Source organism: Parasediminibacterium schistidii, from assembly GCF_046546515.1.
In the GTDB taxonomy this organism is placed as follows: domain Bacteria; phylum Bacteroidota; class Bacteroidia; order Chitinophagales; family Chitinophagaceae; genus Parasediminibacterium.
In genome coordinates this window covers 1-17,006 of record NZ_JBKHKJ010000024.1, presented here as the reverse complement: position 1 = coordinate 17,006, position 17,006 = coordinate 1, and the positions used below count along the sequence as shown (strand labels likewise).

The following is a 17,006-nucleotide window of genomic DNA, read 5'->3' as shown; positions in this document are numbered from 1 at the left end:
CGAATAATGACCGTTTTACACATCATTCCAACCATGGATCCGCTCTCTGGGGGGCCTTGCCAAGTTATCAGAGACATTATTCCTGAACTAGAAAAAATAAACATAAAAAACGAAGTTGTTTGTTTCGACAATGCTGCTGAATATTATATTTCCCAAGAAAGCTTTGTGATACACGCCATTGGCAAGGCAAAGGGTCTATGGCAGTACAACAAAGCCTTTTCAGCCTGGCTTGAAAATAATTTACTGAATTATAATAAAGTTATTATTCATGCTTTGTGGCTCTCCCATGGGTATGTTTTCTTAAAAGCTTATCAAAAAATAAAGAAAAAAACAGAATCTTCCCTGCATTATTACATTATGCCTCATGGCATGTTGGATCCTTATTTCCAAAACGATAGCACAAGAAAGCTAAAAGCCATTAGAAATGAGGTTTATTGGAGGTTAATAGAAGCGAAAGTTGTTAATCAGGCAGATGGGCTATTATTCACCTGTGAACAGGAAATGGCCTTGGCAAGGGAAACTTTTAGTGGTTATGCGCCTAGGCTTGAGTTTAATATTAGTTTGGGCATTGCGCCCCCCCCCAATTTCAAACAAGCCTTTATAAATGCCTTCTATCATTTTTATCCCCCACAAAATACAGTGCCTTTTCTTTTGTTTTTAAGCCGCATACACGAGAAGAAAGGTGTAGATTTATTATTGGATGCATACGAAATAATTGTTAACGAAAATGATGGGGTCCCTATCCCCAACCTTGTTATAGCTGGGCCCGGAGCAGATACAGAATATGGCAAAATGAATGTTAACAAGGTAACTAATTCCCCGGCCCTCGCTTCAAAAGTCTTTTTTACTGGGATGTTGACAGGCGATGCAAAGTGGGGTGCATATTATGCTGCTCAGGCATTTGTATTGCCTAGCCATCAAGAAAACTTTGGGTTGGCTGTGGCAGAGGCCTTAGCATGTGGCAAGCCAGTTTTAATAACAAATAAAGTAAATATCTACAAGGAGATAATAGCTTCAAATGCTGGTATTGCAGAAGATGATACATTGGAAGGGATAGTACAACTTTTAAAAAACTGGTTGGCATTATCGATAGAAGCGAAGCAAACCATGAGTAAAAATGCAGGAAGTTGTTACAGCCATCATTTTACGCTAAACAAGACTGCGGCGAAAATTAGTGAGTGCCTGCTTGCCCAAGAAAGGGAGTTGTTACCACTCTCCAAGTAGGCTATGTTTTTGCAACAAAAGCACGAAAACAAGAAGAAGCACAAAGATTTAAAGGTATAAATAACATAATTTTTTTCTTTTCTTCTTCTTCCCTTAAAACTTTGTGTCGCTTTGTGTCTTCGTGCCTTCATGGCAGATTAACCAAACTTGCACCTGAATGGTAACTTTTTTTCTTTTTTCTTCCCTTCGTGCCACTTTGAGCCTTTAGGGCTTTGTGGCAAAAACAAATTGAGCACTAATAATGATAAACATAGATACTTATACTGGTGCATCTTTTCCCTTGAAAAACAGGATTGGCAGGTTGGTTTGGGGTATTGTTTATGTTGTTTTTTTTCGGTACTCCCCTAGGCCGTTGCATCAATGGCGTAGCTTTTTGTTGCGCTGCTTTGGTGCAAAAATTGGCAAAGGCGTGCATGTGTACCCACAAGTTACCATTTGGGCGCCTTGGAATATTGAAATTGGCGATTATAGCGGCATAGCCAATGGCGTAAACCTTTACTCGCAAGGCCATATAAGTATAGGCAAAAAAGTAGTGATCTCGCAAGACAGCTATGTTTGCACAGGCACACACGATTATACCGATAGGGGGTTCCCATTAAAGACAAAGCCAATCAAGATAGAAGACAAAGTTTGGATAGCAACCAAATGTTTTATCCATCCTGGCATTACCGTTGGTGAAGGGGCAGTTGTGGGTGCTTGCTCTGTTGTAACAAAAAGCCTGCCTCCTTGGATGATATGTTCTGGAAATCCTTGTTTACCCATTAAAAAGCGTATCCTTACATAGATATATAGTATGCAATTACCGTTAGATGTAACCATTGCCATTCCTGTTAGAAACGAAGCTAAAAACCTTCCAAAATGCTTGGAAGCCATCGGCAAAGGTTTTGTAAAGGAAATTATTATTATAGATTCTTCTAGTTCTGATGATACGCCTGCAATTGCAAAAGCCTTTGGGGCAACATTCATTAATTTTGAATGGGATGGCAAGTTCCCAAAGAAAAGGAATTGGCTGCTCCGCAATTATGCTTTTATTAGTTCTTGGATATTGTTTTTAGATGCGGATGAATACCTCACCGAAGACTTTAAAAAAGAATTAGCACATAAGATTGCCGATGCCAACGCAAATATTGCAGGGTATTGGCTGAAATACAATATATATTTCATGGGCAAAAAGTTAAAAGGAGGTTATCCTTTAAACAAACTAGCCCTTTTTAAAATAGGCTCTGGGGAATATGAAAGGATTGATGAAGACTCTTGGAGCAAACTGGATATGGAAATACACGAGCACCCTATTATCCAAGGCAAGACTGCTGCTTTTTCTAGCAAGATAGACCACCAAGACTACCGGGGTATAAACCATTATATCCTAAAACACAATGACTACGCTGCTTGGGAGGCAAAACGGTTTGTATTTAATATTAAAGGGAGCAATCAATCAAATTTCACATACAAACAAAAATTAAAATATAAGTTAATGCAGTCTGTTGCTATCGGCATTTTGTTTTTTTTTGGCAGTTACATTTTAATGGGTGGGTTTAGGGATGGCAAACGAGGGTTTGTTTTTGCAATTTTTAAAATGAGCTATTTTTTAAATATTTATTGCAGGATAAAAGAGTTGACTGATGTTAATTTTTAGTTTTACAAACGAAAAAACGATTCGACTCAAATATGTGCAATGATTTAATCCAAGGTAAGTAAGGGTGCATAAAATTTTTTCGCTTAACTCCTTGTTTTGGTTTGGCAACTTTCCAAAAGTTGCCAAACCTTATAGATAAATGCGAAAAACTCCTATACAACAAAGATTTATGGCAAATAGGTTCGCAAAGCCCCGAAGGGGTGTCATATGCTAGCGATGGGTATAGCCCATCGTTACATTACAAAAAACCAATCCAATAGCGTGAACATAAAACACTAAAATATTTTACTTTCTACTTTTAATAAAACAACTTTTAATGCCAAAAAAACGATACCTATTTATTGGGTATAACTATTACCCAGAGTTTACGGGCATTGCTAAGTACACAGCAGAAATGTGTGATTATTTAGCAAACGTTAAAAAATACGATGTGAGTATTATTACCGGAAATCCTTATTACCCAATGTGGAAACTATATGAAGGTTACCAAAATAAATTTAAGCAAGAATTTCATAATGGTGTACATGTAAGCAGGATACCCATTTATATACCCCAGCAGCCTACAGGACGAAAAAGAATGATTCAAGACTTTTCTTTCTTGTTACTAAGTATGATTTCTGTAAGCAAAAAACTTATCTTAGATAAAAAATATGACTATCTAGTCATCATTGCACCTTCTTTTTTGCTTGGTTTTGTAGGTATGTATTACAAGCTATTTTCTAAAAAAACAAAAATTATATACCACATCCAAGACCTGCAAATTGATGCTGCCAAAGATTTAAGGCTTATCAGTAACCAAAAATTATTAAAAGTCCTTTTCTTTTTGGAAAAAAAAATACTTGCCCGTGTAGATTTTATATCCACCATTTCAGCAGGCATGAAAGTTAAAATATCGGCAAAAGTAAAAGCAAAAAAAGACTGCTTGCTATTTCCAAATTGGATTGATGATAGCGCCATTTTTTCAACTAATGGCTTTGAACCACAAAAAAACGGGCTGGCATCTTTTCAAAACAAAAAAGTAATGCTTTATTCTGGTTCTATCGGGGAAAAACAAGGGCTGGAAATATTGATTGAAGTAGCTGATAAACTAAAAACATTTCCTGAAATACTATTTGTCATTTGTGGCGAAGGCCCATATAGGGTGGTTTTAGAAGCAAGGTGCAAAGACAAGAACCTAGAAAATATTATTTTCTTTAATTTGGCACCTGCCAAGGACTTCAATGTATTGCTAAACCGGGCAGACATACATCTAATTATTCAAAAAAATATAGATGGCGATTTGTTTTTCCCTTCCAAGCTAAACAATATAATGGCAGTTGGGGGGTGCTTAATAGCTACAGTAAATGAAACAGGGTCGCTTTATCATTTAATTAATAAATACACATTGGGCAAAATTGTACCCCCATCTTCTCCTGACGAATTGTATAAAGCAATACTTTATTTGCTTGCAAGTGAAGATACTTGTAACGGATATAAAAAAAATGCCTTAACGTATGCAAAAAATCATCTTTTAAAAGAGCATATCATTGAGCGTTTTTTATTATCTATTAATAGTACTCCCTCAAATAGGTTAGTTAACTAAGACGCAATAAGCATATACTAAGCCTGCATGGCTAGAATCCAAAGCAAAAACAGTTTAGCTACACTTTCTACACAGCTCCTGCCAACAAACACAAAACAACATTTGTATATCTTGCCCCTAAACACCGTATTTTGCAAACATGCAATTGCACAATACCAAGGGGATTGTTTTGCGCACCGTGAAATATGGCGACACTAGTATTATCACCACCATATACACCGAGCTTTTTGGCGTGCAGAGCTATATTGTAAAAGGGGCAAGGCAAGCTGCCAAGGGCAAGCAAGGCAAGGCTGTTTACTTTCAGGCAGCAACTATTTTAGACATGGCTGTTTACCACAACGAGCAAAAGCATCTCCAGTTTATCAAGGAATACCACCTGGCATACCCATACCAAGCCATACAAGCAGACGTGGTAAAAAACTGCGTATCCATGTACATAGTAGAAGTGCTACAGCATACCCTAAAACAGCCAGAAGCCAACCCCGACTTGTTTTACCTGATAGAAAACACTTTGCAGCAAGTAGATAAAGGTAGTAATGCACTTACGGCCAACCTGCCCTTGTATTTTATGCTGCACCTAGGCAACCAACTTGGCTTTCAAGTACAAGGAAATTATAGCTTAGCTACCCCTTATTTAGATTTGGCAGAGGGCTTTTTTGTGCCAGAAACGCCAAACCATGCTTACTACCTTACAGACGAGCTAGCCATGCTCACTTCTCAAATAAACAATATTGTTTATTATACGGATTTGGAAAACATCAAACTAAACAGGCAGGTGCGTATTCAACTGCTGGAAGCTTATGGGCAATACCTCTCGCTGCATATTACCGACTTTGGGATACTAAAAACATTGCCTGTACTGCATGAAATATTGGGGTAGTTTTGTCTCGCCACCAAGGCACGAAGGCTAAAAGGGACACTAAACAAATGTAGGCAGAAGCATCAAATGCCTATTCAACTATAAAATCACTTTTACTTTACTATCCTTATTTATAGCCCCATCTTCGTTCAAATTGGTTATTTGTATGACACCCGGTTTTTTACCTGGTTCAAAACTGCCTAGATGGCTGTCCATTTGCAGTGCCTTTGCACTATTTAACGTTGCCCATTGCAAAATAGTGGGCAGGGGTATTTGAGAGAATTGCTTAGTAATAGTTATTATTTCATCCAAAATACTCAATGAGTGATTGCTTGCCAAGCTATCTGTGCCAATAACCAGTAAACAATTGTTTTGTAAAAACAAATCTACTGGGGGGAGCTTGTTTTCTATGTACAAGTTGGCATTGGCACAAATGCAAAAGAAATATTGCTGCGCCTGCGGCAATGACTGAAGCCAGTCAATATCGGGTTGTGTGGTAAATGTATCATGCACCAACAGCAATTGTTGTGGCTTACTTACCAGCGGAAGCACGGTTTGCAAGCTAGATTTTCCAGACGGTTGGTAGAAAGCATTTAGGTTAACGCCAATTGTCTCGTACAAACGATTAAAATCACCTTTGCCTGTCAAATAAAACTCGTTCTCGGCGGCAGTTTCTTGGTTATGGATAGAAGAAATGGTACCAGTAATGCCATCAATCAGTTGAAATAATTTTGGCGAAACCGAATAAGGCGAATGCGGCACAAGCGATGTTTGTGCAGGGAATTCGGCCAAAAAAACATCATATACTTGCATGGCCGCATCAAAACGGTGCTGTGCCATTGCTGGCGAAAAACCGCTTACCTCTATAAAATTATGGTAGTAAAGCCTCTGCTTTTTCTTCTGTTCAAGCGAAAAAAAATTGTTGCTAATATCGCCCACGGCTACAATGCCATTGTTTAGCATTTCCGTTTCTGCCTTAGCCATTGCAGCATAAATCGTATCCTCCGAGGCATGGCGTTGTTGCAATATAGCCAGTATGAAATTCACGAGGCCAGTATGCTCTGGCAAAGCCCCTTTCATGTGGCTAAGTTCCAAGTGGCAATGGCAATTGATAAACCCAGGACTAATAATGCCAGATAGCTTTTCAATGCCTTCCCCAGCTTCTGCCATCGGTACAATTGCTTGCACCCCCCCCCTTTCATCAGTAATTAATACATTATCCCCTCCCAGCATTGTTGTGCCAGTAAACAAATAATCCCCAATGAATTTTTTATATGCCATTGTTATATTTTACACACTACCTAGTACCTACCACCACTTTGTTTTGAATAATATGGTACATTCTAAGCGTCAATGCCATGAACAACATTTTGCCATTCGCATTGCGTTCTATATAATAAGATGCTTTGTCCAGCTCTTCTATAATAGCTTGCTGCTGGCTTACAGAGGCAATTTTATTTAGCCGCAAGGCAAAGTCCAGCTCATTGTCTGCCATGGCAAAGCCATTTGCCCCTAAAACTTTTATGCGGATGCTTTGCCCTATTAAATGGTTGAAATACCGCAAAAACTGCTTTTGCTTTTCACGCCCTAGCTTACTGGCTTCATCCGCAAATTTTACCTGTGCCACAGGTCCGCCACGGAGCGTGCTGTTAAGCCATTCTTTTAGTAGGCCCTGCCAGTCTTCCTCATTATGTTGCAGTATTTGCAATGCTTCCCTGTAGTTGCCTTCCGCAATGGCAGCTATTTGCAATGCGTTTTCAGTAGTGGCATTGGCTCTTGCTACTAACGCTTCTTCAATGTCTTTGTTTTCAAGCATGGGAATTTTTACCAACTGACAGCGGCTGAGTATGGTAGGCAAAATTTGTTCTTCGTCTGCCGCCACCAATATAAAAATAGTATTGGGTGGTGGCTCCTCTATTAGTTTCAGCAGCTTATTGCCTTCCTTACCAAGGTATTCGGGCATCCAAAGCAATAGCACTTTGTATTCGCTTTCAAAGCTTTTCAGGCTCAGTTGCCGCATAATGTCGTTGCATTCCTCGGCAGTAATATTTCCTTGCTTATTTTCTGCTCCTATATATTGTAGCCAGTCATAAACATTGCTATAGGGCGATTGTTTTACAAATTCCCTCCATTCTGCAATGTAGTCGCTGCTTTTGGGCTTGTCGCCGGGCTTGCGGGGTATTATGGGGTACGAAAAATGCAAATCGGGGTGTATTAGTTGTGCTGCCCGCTGGTAGGCATCCTGCTCTTCCAGGTTTTCTGGGCCAATAAAACTGGGCTTCGTTTCCAAGGCAGACATGCCTCCAAACAAATCTTCCACCACGGGGGATGGGGCAGGCTGGCATACAATTAATTGTGCAAAAGCCAGTGCCAGCGGCAACGCACCGTAGCCTTCCTTGCCCAAGAACAAAAGGGCATGGCTAAGGCGGTTTTGCTCTAGCATTTCTACTAAGTGCTGCTTTACGGCCTGCTGGCCAATTACATCTTTAAATTGCATGGCTGTGAAGATAGCAACACATTAAAAAATTAGTTTCATTTTATGGGTTAGGCAATTCAATTTCTGCCAAACCGTTCTTGATGGCATATAAAGACAACCCGGTTCTTGAATGCACTTTCAGCTTGTCATATAAAGTAGCCCTATAATTGTCCACCGTGCGCAAGCTGATAAACATCTTTTTGGCTATATCTGGGTAGGAAAGCTCGGTGCATGTTAGTGCTAGGAACCTTTTTTCATTGTCGCTTAATGTATCTAGCTGGGCTGCCATTTGGGCTTCGTTTTGTAACCCAGTTACCAGCTTCCACGACATTTCCTCTGGCATGTAAATATCCTTTAGCATTACCGTGTTGATGGCTTTGTTCAACTCTGTAGGTTCCGTATTTTTTGATAAGAAGCCTTTAGCGCCGCACCTAAGCATCTTTATTATGCTTTGCTCGTCGGTTTCCATGGTTAAGGCAAGGATCCGCACTTGCGGATAATTTTTTGACATCCATTGTGCTGTTTCAAAACCATCCATCACAGGCATACTAATGTCTAGTAATAACACATCTGGTATAATGTTTTTTTTCAATTGTTCCTGTACCTCTTCGCCATTGGCAGCTTGAAACAAAACAGAACAATTAGTAAACGAAGCAACCAACCTAGACACAGCATTACGAACCAATTGATGATCGTCTGCCAACGCAACTTCTATTTTATCTATTTTTTTCGCCATTCTTTCAAATCCGCTTAATTGGATTGTTTTATTTTAAACTTCCTCTTCTTCGGGAATAGGTAAAGTTAGGGAAACTATCGTACCTTTTTGTAGCACGCTATTTATATCTATTGTTGCCCCTATCAATTTAGCACGATTGTACAAGTTCATCAACCCAATTCCAGACGGCTTTGCACTTGCATCTACTGTTTTTACAACGAACCCAACCCCATTGTCCTGCACCTGTATAACAAAGTGTGTTTCATCTTTGTCAAAAACATCAATATTTACCTCGGTAGCACACGCATGTTTAATGATGTTCTGCAATATTTCCTGGAACATCCGGAAAATAAATGTGCTTGTTTGCCCATCGTAGTAATTGTAACGTGCGGCAAGGCGTAATGTTACAGCTAAAGTCCTTACTCTTTTTAATTTTTCCACTTCAAAGTGAATGGAATCCAGCAAGCCTATCTGCATTACCCTGTCTGTATGTAGGCTGTGCGAAAGTTGCCCAACATCGTTTATAATATTGTTTACTTCCGTTCGGGTTTCCTGTAAGGCACCATATAGCGAACTATCGGCCTCGCCAAGCAATGAATTAAGTGTCATGTTCACCAGCAGTAATTGCTGCTTTATGTTGTCGTGCAGCTCCACGCTTATTTGCTTCATCGTATTTTCCTGCATTTCCAACTGGCTGTTCAGCAGTTCTTTTTGGTATTGCTCCTTCATTTCCATTATTTCCCGCTCTTGCCTGTTCTGCCTACGTTGATAGAAAAACAAAATAGTAATAATAAAAACCACCATTAGCAGTGCAATAGCACAAGCAACCGCTATGACAAAGATAATTTCCTGATTGGTAGAGTGCATTGAGGGTATTTTTTGCCACAAAGCCAAAGAGGCTCAAAGTGGTACAAAGAAAAGAAATAAAAAGTAACAAAATGCTTTTGGCTTACTGTCAGGTGCATTTCAAATCTTCGCTTTTCATTGTCATTGGTTTCTATTTAAAGGAAGGATAGATAATTGATTGTGAAAGACCCGCCCACTAATCCGACCCCAGCCCGGTCTCAGCCCAACCCTCTCCAAAGGGAAAGGGGGCAAGAACAAGGGAGATGTAGCAAGAACAAAGGAGGGGAATGCGAAAGCTTGAGCGAATATTTCACATGGGTTATTTCTTGTTTTTTATTAGTTTATTTTTTTGCTATTTTCCTTTTTTGCCTATAACTCATTGATATTCAGTTGTTTTTGTTTTTTTAGCCTCATTTTTTATGATAATTTAAGTGAATTTTATTATAATTTATTGATAATGGAATGATAGTTTTATTATAAGAAAATGATAGTTTATTGATAAGAAACTGATAAGATTTAGATGGTGAATTATCATTTTCCTTAGCAACCTAACATTCGATTCGGGAGGAAAGGCCAAGATGCCCAAATTCCTCCTTTAATGTAAAATTAGCATGGCTAGGTATATAGCCCAAAATAAAAATCCTACTTGGAGGAAATATTCCCCCATTGGTATCCAAATATTCCCCCGTATAGGATACTTTTTAAGTGCCAAATATCAAGACATTGAATTAAATATTTCCAGTTTCTGCCAAAAACAAAACAACAAAAAACGAAATTTTGAAATGCACCCTTACCGTCCTTTGCTGCTAGGCAACATTTTTTGGGGTTTGTACAATACCAAAAAAGCAACACAAAAAAGCAGGTACATAATAATATTCATGGCACTACTTACCACGCCTATCAAACGCCCAAGTTGCATAGGAAAATTCCGCATGATGTTTATAGATACCAAAATAGGAAAGCTTACACTAGTATAAAATAGCAAGCCTGTACATATCCAAAATCCAGGGTCTTTTATTAACCGAATATAGTTGGGTATGGTAAACAACTCGTAAAAATAATAAATACAAAGAAAAATAATAATTAATGATCCTGTTGAATAAGGTATTGTATGTAATGTATCTGATGCCTGAATAAATATAAAATCAAAAATATCAAAACAGAATTGGAATATTATTAAATAAGTAGAAATTTTTTTGATATTTTCTGTTTTGATTAAGCAATTTATAATATATATATATAATGGTGTTTCTACTAAGCCAAAAAAATTATATAGCGCAAGTGTATGCATTTTTTGGCTAACAAGAATTTGTGCTGTTACTTCTACCAAAAAAGTAATTAGCAATAATGCCGAAAATGGCCTTAAAAAAAATGGCATCTCCTTCTTGAAAACTAAAATGGTAGAAAGAAGAAATCCTAGAAAAATAAAAAAAATTGCAATTTGAGCTGCCATATTGCATCGAAATAAAAGAGAATAAACCACAAAACAAAAAAAGCGTCCATTTGGACACTTTTTTTGTTTTGTGGTTTATATAAACACTATTTAAATCACTACAAAACCACCAGCACCACGATCAACTATTGTAACGCCAATTTCTGGAGATTCTATATCTAAGCTGGTGTCTTTCTTACAGCTTGGCGGGCATAATTGTATACGGTTATATGCAATTAATGCAGGTTTATTGTTCCTATTAACATAAATATCCTTATTTGCAATGGCACCATCAGCACATTCTTTTTGCCTTGTGGCTACCATTACCAATGTTTGCCTGCCTGCATATAATGGTTCTTCTACATAATCGCTAGGATATGCACCAAAATACAACTTAACGCCATCAGCCCCGTGCATTTTAGCTTGTTCCAAGTAATCTTCCATTTCTTCTATGCTCCACCAGCCACTAAGACTGTCTTCTTTGCCAATTCTTTCGCTGTTGTGTACCCAGCGTTCTTTCTTGTAGCTTTTAATTACAGTATCAACATGCTCGGTAGAAACGTAATTTCCAACACTTAGGGGTTTTTTGTCAATTGCAATCATGATTATAAATTTTTGAGTTTAATTATTTTATATTTCAACAGTATAAAACTATCTACTCTTCATTCATTTTTATCATTCCTGAAAGGCATAATACATTGATTATCAATATACTATAATATATAATGTATGTGATTATCAATATTTTTGCGTAAAAACCGCAAGAAAAATACCGTGTAACCAACACAAAAATCATAGTCAAACACGCAACAAAAACTGCACTTTTTACGCAAAAATTTTTGCGTAAAAAGTGCAGAAAAATACCGTGTAAAATAATTGGGGCATTTTACCGTTTAATCCAAATGCTTTACCGACATTCACCATTCAACCATACTCGCCCGTTTGAAATCCAACGTTCTGTGAAATTCCTATCTTATGACTATTATCAAAAAGCCTCTCAATGCCAAAGCAAATGGGAGGCTTTTTGGTAATAGTTCATTATCACATTATACTGTGATGATGAGCATTTTTTAAGACTCTTTCAACCTTTCTAAATACTGCATGAAAAATCAGGCTACCAATATTATCCTAAAAAAGGCACCCATCTTGCGGCATCTTGTTGCCCTTGCTATAGGCATATTGGTTCAATATCATGGCAATATTCCCATATTCCCTTTTTTGCTGGTAGCAGCCATGGCGCTGTTTGTGCTTGCGGTTTTCAGGTTTGCCAAGCTAGGGTTTCAATTTTCATTCGGCTGGCTGGCTGGGTGTGCCTTGGCTATATTATTTGTTGCCTTGGGCGGCATTCTTAGTTTTACTAAAAATGGAGCAAATGATAGTTCCTGGCTAGGCAACCATTACAAAGAAGGCCAACCTGTGTTGCTAACCCTGCAAGAACCTTTGGTAACAAAAGCAAAGTCGTTGAAGGCACTGGCAAAAGCGGAAGCTATTTTGATAAACAACCAATGGCAGCAAGTGGATGGGAATGTGCTGCTGTATTTTAAAAAAGACACCACACTGCCTTCATTGCATTATGGCAGCCAGCTAGTAGTTACAAAACCATTGTCTGCCATTTCCAGAGCAGGCAACCCCGGCGGGTTCAATTACCAGCAGTACTGCGCTTTTCAGCATACCTATTACCAGGCTTTTTTATCAACGCCTAATTATCTATTGTTAAAAACCACTAAGACATCTTTGCTCGACGCATGGATTTTCAAGGCAAGGTTTGCAGTCTTGGCCATCCTAAGGAAAAACATCCCCGGCACAAGTCAACTAAGCGTGGCAGAAGCACTACTGATAGGCTACCGGGACGACCTGGATCGTGAACTTGTGCAGGCTTACAGCAATACGGGCGTGGTTCATATCATTGCTATTTCTGGGCTGCACCTAGGCATGATCTACGGCCTGATAGTGAGCTTGTTCTCTTTTTTTAAACCTAGCAGATGGATAAAACTAGCCAAGCCAGTTACTATAATAATTGTTCTATGGGGCTTTAGTTTTATAGCCGGCGCAGCCCCGTCTATTTTGCGCAGTGCAGTTATGTTTACTTTTATTGCCCTTGGCGAGGGGATTGGCAAGCGAACCAATATATACAACAACCTAGCAGCATCGGCTTTCGTCATCCTACTAATCAATCCCTTTAGCTTGTGGGATGTTGGCTTCCAGCTAAGCTATGCTGCCGTATTAAGCATTGTGTTGTTCTCTAAACATATCCAGCATTGGTTTTATTTCGAAAACAAATTATTGCATGGTTTGTGGGGCTTGTGTTCGGTAACCATTGCTGCCCAGATACTTACCCTGCCGCTTATCTTGTACCATTTCCACCAGTTGCCTACTTTGTTCCTGTTTACTAATTTGCTGGCAGTGCCGTTGTCGGGCTTTATATTGTATGCCGAGTTAGTGTTACTCATAGTTTCCTTTATATCGCCGCTTGCCATGCTCACTGGCAAAATAACCGCATGGCTAATAGGGCTGATGAACAATTATATAACCCGTGTAAACGATTTGCCATTCTCGGTATGGGAGGGAATCCAAATATCTATCCCACAGGCATTGCTTTTGTATGGCAGCATTATTGGCATTGCCTGCTGGCTTTTGTATAAAAAACAACAGTGGTTGTTCACCGCAATGGCCTTTTTAGTGACTTTTATCATTTTACGGAGTATGGACTTTATAACTAAAGCACAACAAAAGCAACTTATAGTTTACAATATCCCCCAGCATACCGCCATTGATATAGTGGAAGGCAGTCAGTACCAGTTTCTTGGCGACAGCCTAGTAGCGGAAGATGCTTTTTTGCGCAATTTTCATTTGCAGCCTTGCCGGGTGCTAAACAGGATAAGCCCCTGCGATAGCCTGCCAACCATAGCCGTGTATCAACATATTATTACTACGAATGGAAAAACAATACTAATCATTGACAAGCCACTGCCCAAGCACCCACCTATTTCTAGGAAAATAAAGGCAGATGTTATTATCATTACGCATAATCCTAAAATATATTTCAGCCAGTTGCCTTCCATTTTCGATTGCAAGAAATATGTATTTGATGCCTCCAACCCTGCCTGGAAAGTAAGATATTGGGAAAAAGATGCTGCCCGCTTGCAGCAGCATTTTTATACAGTGGCTAGTAAGGGGGCTTTTATAATGGGATTGTAAAAGAGAAGCTAGCAGTATTCAATAGCCACTAAAAGTATTATGTTTGTAAAAACAGATTTAAACAACCAATATGATCCGGCTTATTGTACCCATATTAATATGTATAGCATTATGCAGTGTAGCCCAAGCACAACAAAAATGCTTTTTATACATAGAATCGTCCACCAAAGAACCATTTTATCTTTTGCTCAATGGCAAAACAAACTACAGCTCCTCTATCAACGGCTTTCTTACCATCCCTAAATTGGTCAATGGCAATTATGACGCAGAAATTGGTTTTGTGGGCAACAAGTACCCCGAGCAGCATTTTATTGTAAGTATCAATAGCCAAGACCTTGGTTTTTTGCTAAAACCAATAAGGGATAGTAGTTTTGGGCTTGTAAATTTACAAACATATACTACAGTGGCATCTTCCGTAGCCTTGGCTGGTATGCAGCAAAAGCCAGGGACTTTTACAAATGCTACGGTTGTAGCTCCTGTCAAACAAGCGGCTACAAAAAGCAACGCCCATGCTTCAAAAAAAATACCCCCTTCGGTTGCAACTAAATTAACCAATAAGCCTGAGTGTATTATTGCCACCAATGCCGATTTCCTTACTTTAAGAAAGCAAATGGCGGCTGCCGCCACGGAAGAAGAAATGATTGAGATAGCCAAGCAAACATTTGCCAAAAACTGTTTTTCGGCCGAGCAGGTAAAAAACCTTAGCCTCCTCATTTTATCGGAGTCAAATAAACTGGCTTTTTTTATTGCTGCTAAGCCAAGCATATATGATGCAAGCAACTATGCTAGCCTAAAGGCACAACTGACTAAACCTGCAATTATTCAACAATTCCAAAAAACGCTTTAGTGTATGCCTCGCTATTTTATAGAACTTACATATAAAGGCACTCGGTACAGCGGCTTTCAAAGCCAGCCAAATGCCCTTACCATACAGGCTGCAATAGAAACGGCATTGCAAACACGCTACAAACAGCCTTTTGAACTTACCTGCTCGTCACGCACAGATGCGGGGGTGCATGCTTTACAGAATTTTTTTCATGTGGACACGGAAATAACAATAGAGCCACAACATATTTACAACCTCAATGCACTTGTGCCTTCGGATATTGTGATTAAACAAATCACTAGGGTTCCCGACACTGCACATGCAAGGTTTGGTGCCACGCACCGCTGCTATAAATATTATATAACCAACCAACGCAACCCTTTTTTAACCGAAACAGCTTGGTTTTATCCCTACACGTTAGATATAGAGGCATTGCATCTAGCTGCCAAAATGGTACTGGTGCATATTGACTTCACTGCTTTTTCTAAACGGAACACACAGGTAAAAACGTTCATTTGCCATATTATGAATTCGCAATGGTATTATGAAAAAGATTGCTTGGTGTATGAGGTAAAAGCAAACCGCTTTCTCCGAGGCATGGTAAGGGGCTTAGTAGGCACCATGCTGCAAGTAGGCAGGGGTATTATTACCATAAACCAATTCAAGGAAATAATTGAAGGGAAAGATTGCACCAAAGCCAACTTCAATACGCCCGCCCATGGGCTTTTCTTGGCAGAAGTAGCTTACCCTGAAGGCTTGTTATAAATTTTTTGCAACAAAGCCACGAAAGCACAAAGAAACAAAGCTGCACAAAGTTTTAAGGGAAGAGGAAGAAAGAAAAGAAAAAAAATGACACGCGTATGAAGCCATATTTTACAAATCCGTCCTGTCATTGCCTGCTTTTAAAAACACCCTTTTTATCCTTGTAAAAGTAGCTTTCCACAACCCGCCATCTATCTCTATGCGGCGGTCACTTGTCCATACCAATGCTTTTATGCTTTTCACGGCGTATAATTTGCCAAAGCCCTTGTCCCGAAGTTTTACAGCCAGCCAGCCATCCTCATTCGTGCCTGGGGGGTGGTTAAAACCTTCTACCTGCAGGCCCTGCTCCCGCCTAAAGCCGGAATTAAACCCATATACGTTCACCGCCTCGTCCTTTAGTTTTTTGTTCATGAAGCGCATGGCATCGGCAAAGTATTCATAAAAAAAATAAGTAAGCCTGCCCGTGCTGCCAATAGGCATAAAAGCAAATCGGCCATACACCACGGCTATGCCGTTGTCCTTGTCAAAAGGCTTCACCATTTCTGCCACCCAGTCTTTCGGGTAAATAGAGTCGGCATCAGCATTCAGCACATATTTGCCCTTGGCTACTGCCAGCCCTGCATTGCGGGCTGCTGTAATGCCTTGCTTTGTCTCTAAAATACAGGTAACGCCCATAGACAGCACCAGTTCCTCCGTCTTGTCTTTAGAATTGTTGTTTACCACCACTATTTCCACAGCTTTCCCAGTGTTGTTGTGACACAAGGAATACAACGTTTGCACAATATTCTTTTCCTCGTTGTATGCAGGCATCACGATTGACACTTCTGGCTCGCCCGTTTTACGAAGCTGAGCATAAGCGGCACGCACTTTTTCTATCACATTGGGCTGTTCCAGTGCATCCCAGCATTCCTTGGCATAAGCAGTAACGGCAATAGGCCTCATAGTCTTTATTGTTTAACCCCTTTCCATTGCGGGGAGGCGATTTTCTGATGAATGATAAACTTTGTCTCAAATAGAAACATACAATTTTTCAAATTTATAACGCAATGTGTGAATTAAGTAATACTTTTTTCACTTTCCTACTTTTTCAATAGGTCTAAAACGCAATGCGCTCCATGTCTCGTCAATTGAAATGGCTGTTACGGTCGTAATGCCAAATGCTTCACCAGTTACCCTAATGGTGTCCCTATTAATGTCTGTTTTTATTTTCGATGTCCCTTTAGGGTAGGCAAACCATAACACGCTGTCGTATTCTATATTTTTTAAACTTGCTTCTAGAAAGTTCAAATACGCTTTATTGTCATAGATAAAAACCAATGTATTGGCGTTTTTAACTTTATTGTCAAAGTTTGTCTTAAAGCCAAGTTTTTCAAATTCTTCCTTTAGTGTCAATGGTGCGTTAAGAACAATGCCGCTGTCTTTAAACTTAAATTTTTTGATAATCTCTTTC

At 39.3% G+C, this 17,006-nt stretch carries 16 protein-coding genes; 9 read left to right on the top strand and 7 right to left on the bottom strand.

Annotated elements, in window-relative coordinates; genetic code table 11:
• The first annotated feature begins 6 nt into the window (after positions 1–6).
• From ACHFIY_RS13805 to recO, 5 genes are all read left to right on the top strand, one after another.
• On the top strand, positions 7–1,224 hold the full coding sequence (locus ACHFIY_RS13805) for a glycosyltransferase (protein ID WP_410846691.1): 1,218 nt from the start codon (positions 7–9) through the stop codon (positions 1,222–1,224).
• Positions 1,225–1,465: 241 nt separating this feature from the next.
• Positions 1,466–2,008 (top strand): WcaF family extracellular polysaccharide biosynthesis acetyltransferase, encoded by a 543-nt coding sequence (locus ACHFIY_RS13800; RefSeq protein WP_410846690.1) that lies wholly within the window; start codon positions 1,466–1,468, stop codon positions 2,006–2,008.
• 9 nt (positions 2,009–2,017) lie between these two features.
• Complete coding sequence (locus ACHFIY_RS13795; protein WP_410846689.1) at positions 2,018–2,860, top strand: glycosyltransferase family 2 protein; 843 nt, start codon at positions 2,018–2,020, stop codon at positions 2,858–2,860.
• A gap of 316 nt (positions 2,861–3,176) precedes the next feature.
• On the top strand, positions 3,177–4,442 hold the full coding sequence (locus ACHFIY_RS13790; protein ID WP_410846688.1) for a WcaI family glycosyltransferase: 1,266 nt from the start codon (positions 3,177–3,179) through the stop codon (positions 4,440–4,442).
• A gap of 139 nt (positions 4,443–4,581) precedes the next feature.
• A complete protein-coding gene (recO, locus tag ACHFIY_RS13785) occupies positions 4,582–5,322 on the top strand; it encodes a DNA repair protein RecO (protein WP_410846687.1) in 741 nt (246 codons plus the stop codon).
• Positions 5,323–5,400: 78 nt separating this feature from the next.
• On the opposite strand, the gene ACHFIY_RS13780 is transcribed toward recO, so the two are convergent.
• From ACHFIY_RS13780 to ACHFIY_RS13765, 4 genes are read right to left on the bottom strand one after another with little or no spacing between them, the layout of a single operon-like run.
• On the bottom strand, positions 5,401–6,582 hold the full coding sequence (locus ACHFIY_RS13780; RefSeq protein ID WP_410846686.1) for an amidohydrolase family protein: 1,182 nt from the start codon (positions 6,580–6,582) through the stop codon (positions 5,401–5,403).
• Positions 6,583–6,598: 16 nt separating this feature from the next.
• On the bottom strand, positions 6,599–7,798 hold the full coding sequence (locus ACHFIY_RS13775; protein ID WP_410846685.1) for a DNA polymerase III subunit: 1,200 nt from the start codon (positions 7,796–7,798) through the stop codon (positions 6,599–6,601).
• A 40-nt stretch (positions 7,799–7,838) separates the two neighbouring features.
• On the bottom strand, positions 7,839–8,513 hold the full coding sequence (locus ACHFIY_RS13770; protein WP_410846684.1) for a response regulator: 675 nt from the start codon (positions 8,511–8,513) through the stop codon (positions 7,839–7,841).
• 33 nt (positions 8,514–8,546) lie between these two features.
• Positions 8,547–9,359: a sensor histidine kinase gene (locus ACHFIY_RS13765; RefSeq protein WP_410846683.1), complete on the bottom strand. Its 813-nt coding sequence runs from the start codon at positions 9,357–9,359 to the stop codon at positions 8,547–8,549.
• Positions 9,360–9,949: 590 nt separating this feature from the next.
• Between ACHFIY_RS13765 and ACHFIY_RS13760 the strand changes: the two genes are divergently transcribed.
• Positions 9,950–10,315: a hypothetical protein gene (locus ACHFIY_RS13760; protein ID WP_410846682.1), complete on the top strand. Its 366-nt coding sequence runs from the start codon at positions 9,950–9,952 to the stop codon at positions 10,313–10,315.
• Positions 10,316–10,881: 566 nt separating this feature from the next.
• Here ACHFIY_RS13760 and ACHFIY_RS13755 read toward each other — a convergent pair.
• The gene (locus ACHFIY_RS13755; protein ID WP_410846681.1) at positions 10,882–11,373 is read right to left on the bottom strand and encodes a hypothetical protein; all 492 of its coding nucleotides are present in this window, start codon (positions 11,371–11,373) and stop codon (positions 10,882–10,884) included.
• 498 nt (positions 11,374–11,871) lie between these two features.
• Here ACHFIY_RS13755 and ACHFIY_RS13750 point away from each other — a divergent pair, with 498 nt between their 5' ends.
• The 3 genes from ACHFIY_RS13750 (at position 11,872) to truA (ending at position 15,559) form a co-directional block, all read left to right on the top strand.
• Positions 11,872–13,968 (top strand): ComEC/Rec2 family competence protein, encoded by a 2,097-nt coding sequence (locus ACHFIY_RS13750; RefSeq protein WP_410846680.1) that lies wholly within the window; start codon positions 11,872–11,874, stop codon positions 13,966–13,968.
• Positions 13,969–14,038: 70 nt separating this feature from the next.
• Complete coding sequence (locus ACHFIY_RS13745; protein WP_410846679.1) at positions 14,039–14,815, top strand: DUF4476 domain-containing protein; 777 nt, start codon at positions 14,039–14,041, stop codon at positions 14,813–14,815.
• Between the two features lie 3 nt (positions 14,816–14,818).
• Positions 14,819–15,559, top strand: a complete 741-nt coding sequence (gene truA, locus ACHFIY_RS13740; protein WP_410846678.1) for a tRNA pseudouridine(38-40) synthase TruA — start codon at positions 14,819–14,821, stop codon at positions 15,557–15,559.
• A 108-nt stretch (positions 15,560–15,667) separates the two neighbouring features.
• Here truA and ACHFIY_RS13735 read toward each other — a convergent pair whose 3' ends face one another.
• A complete protein-coding gene (locus ACHFIY_RS13735; RefSeq protein WP_410846677.1) occupies positions 15,668–16,498 on the bottom strand; it encodes a glycosyltransferase family 2 protein in 831 nt (276 codons plus the stop codon).
• A 129-nt stretch (positions 16,499–16,627) separates the two neighbouring features.
• A partial coding sequence (locus ACHFIY_RS13730; protein ID WP_410846676.1) for a hypothetical protein occupies positions 16,628–17,006 on the bottom strand: 379 nt, incomplete at its 5' end.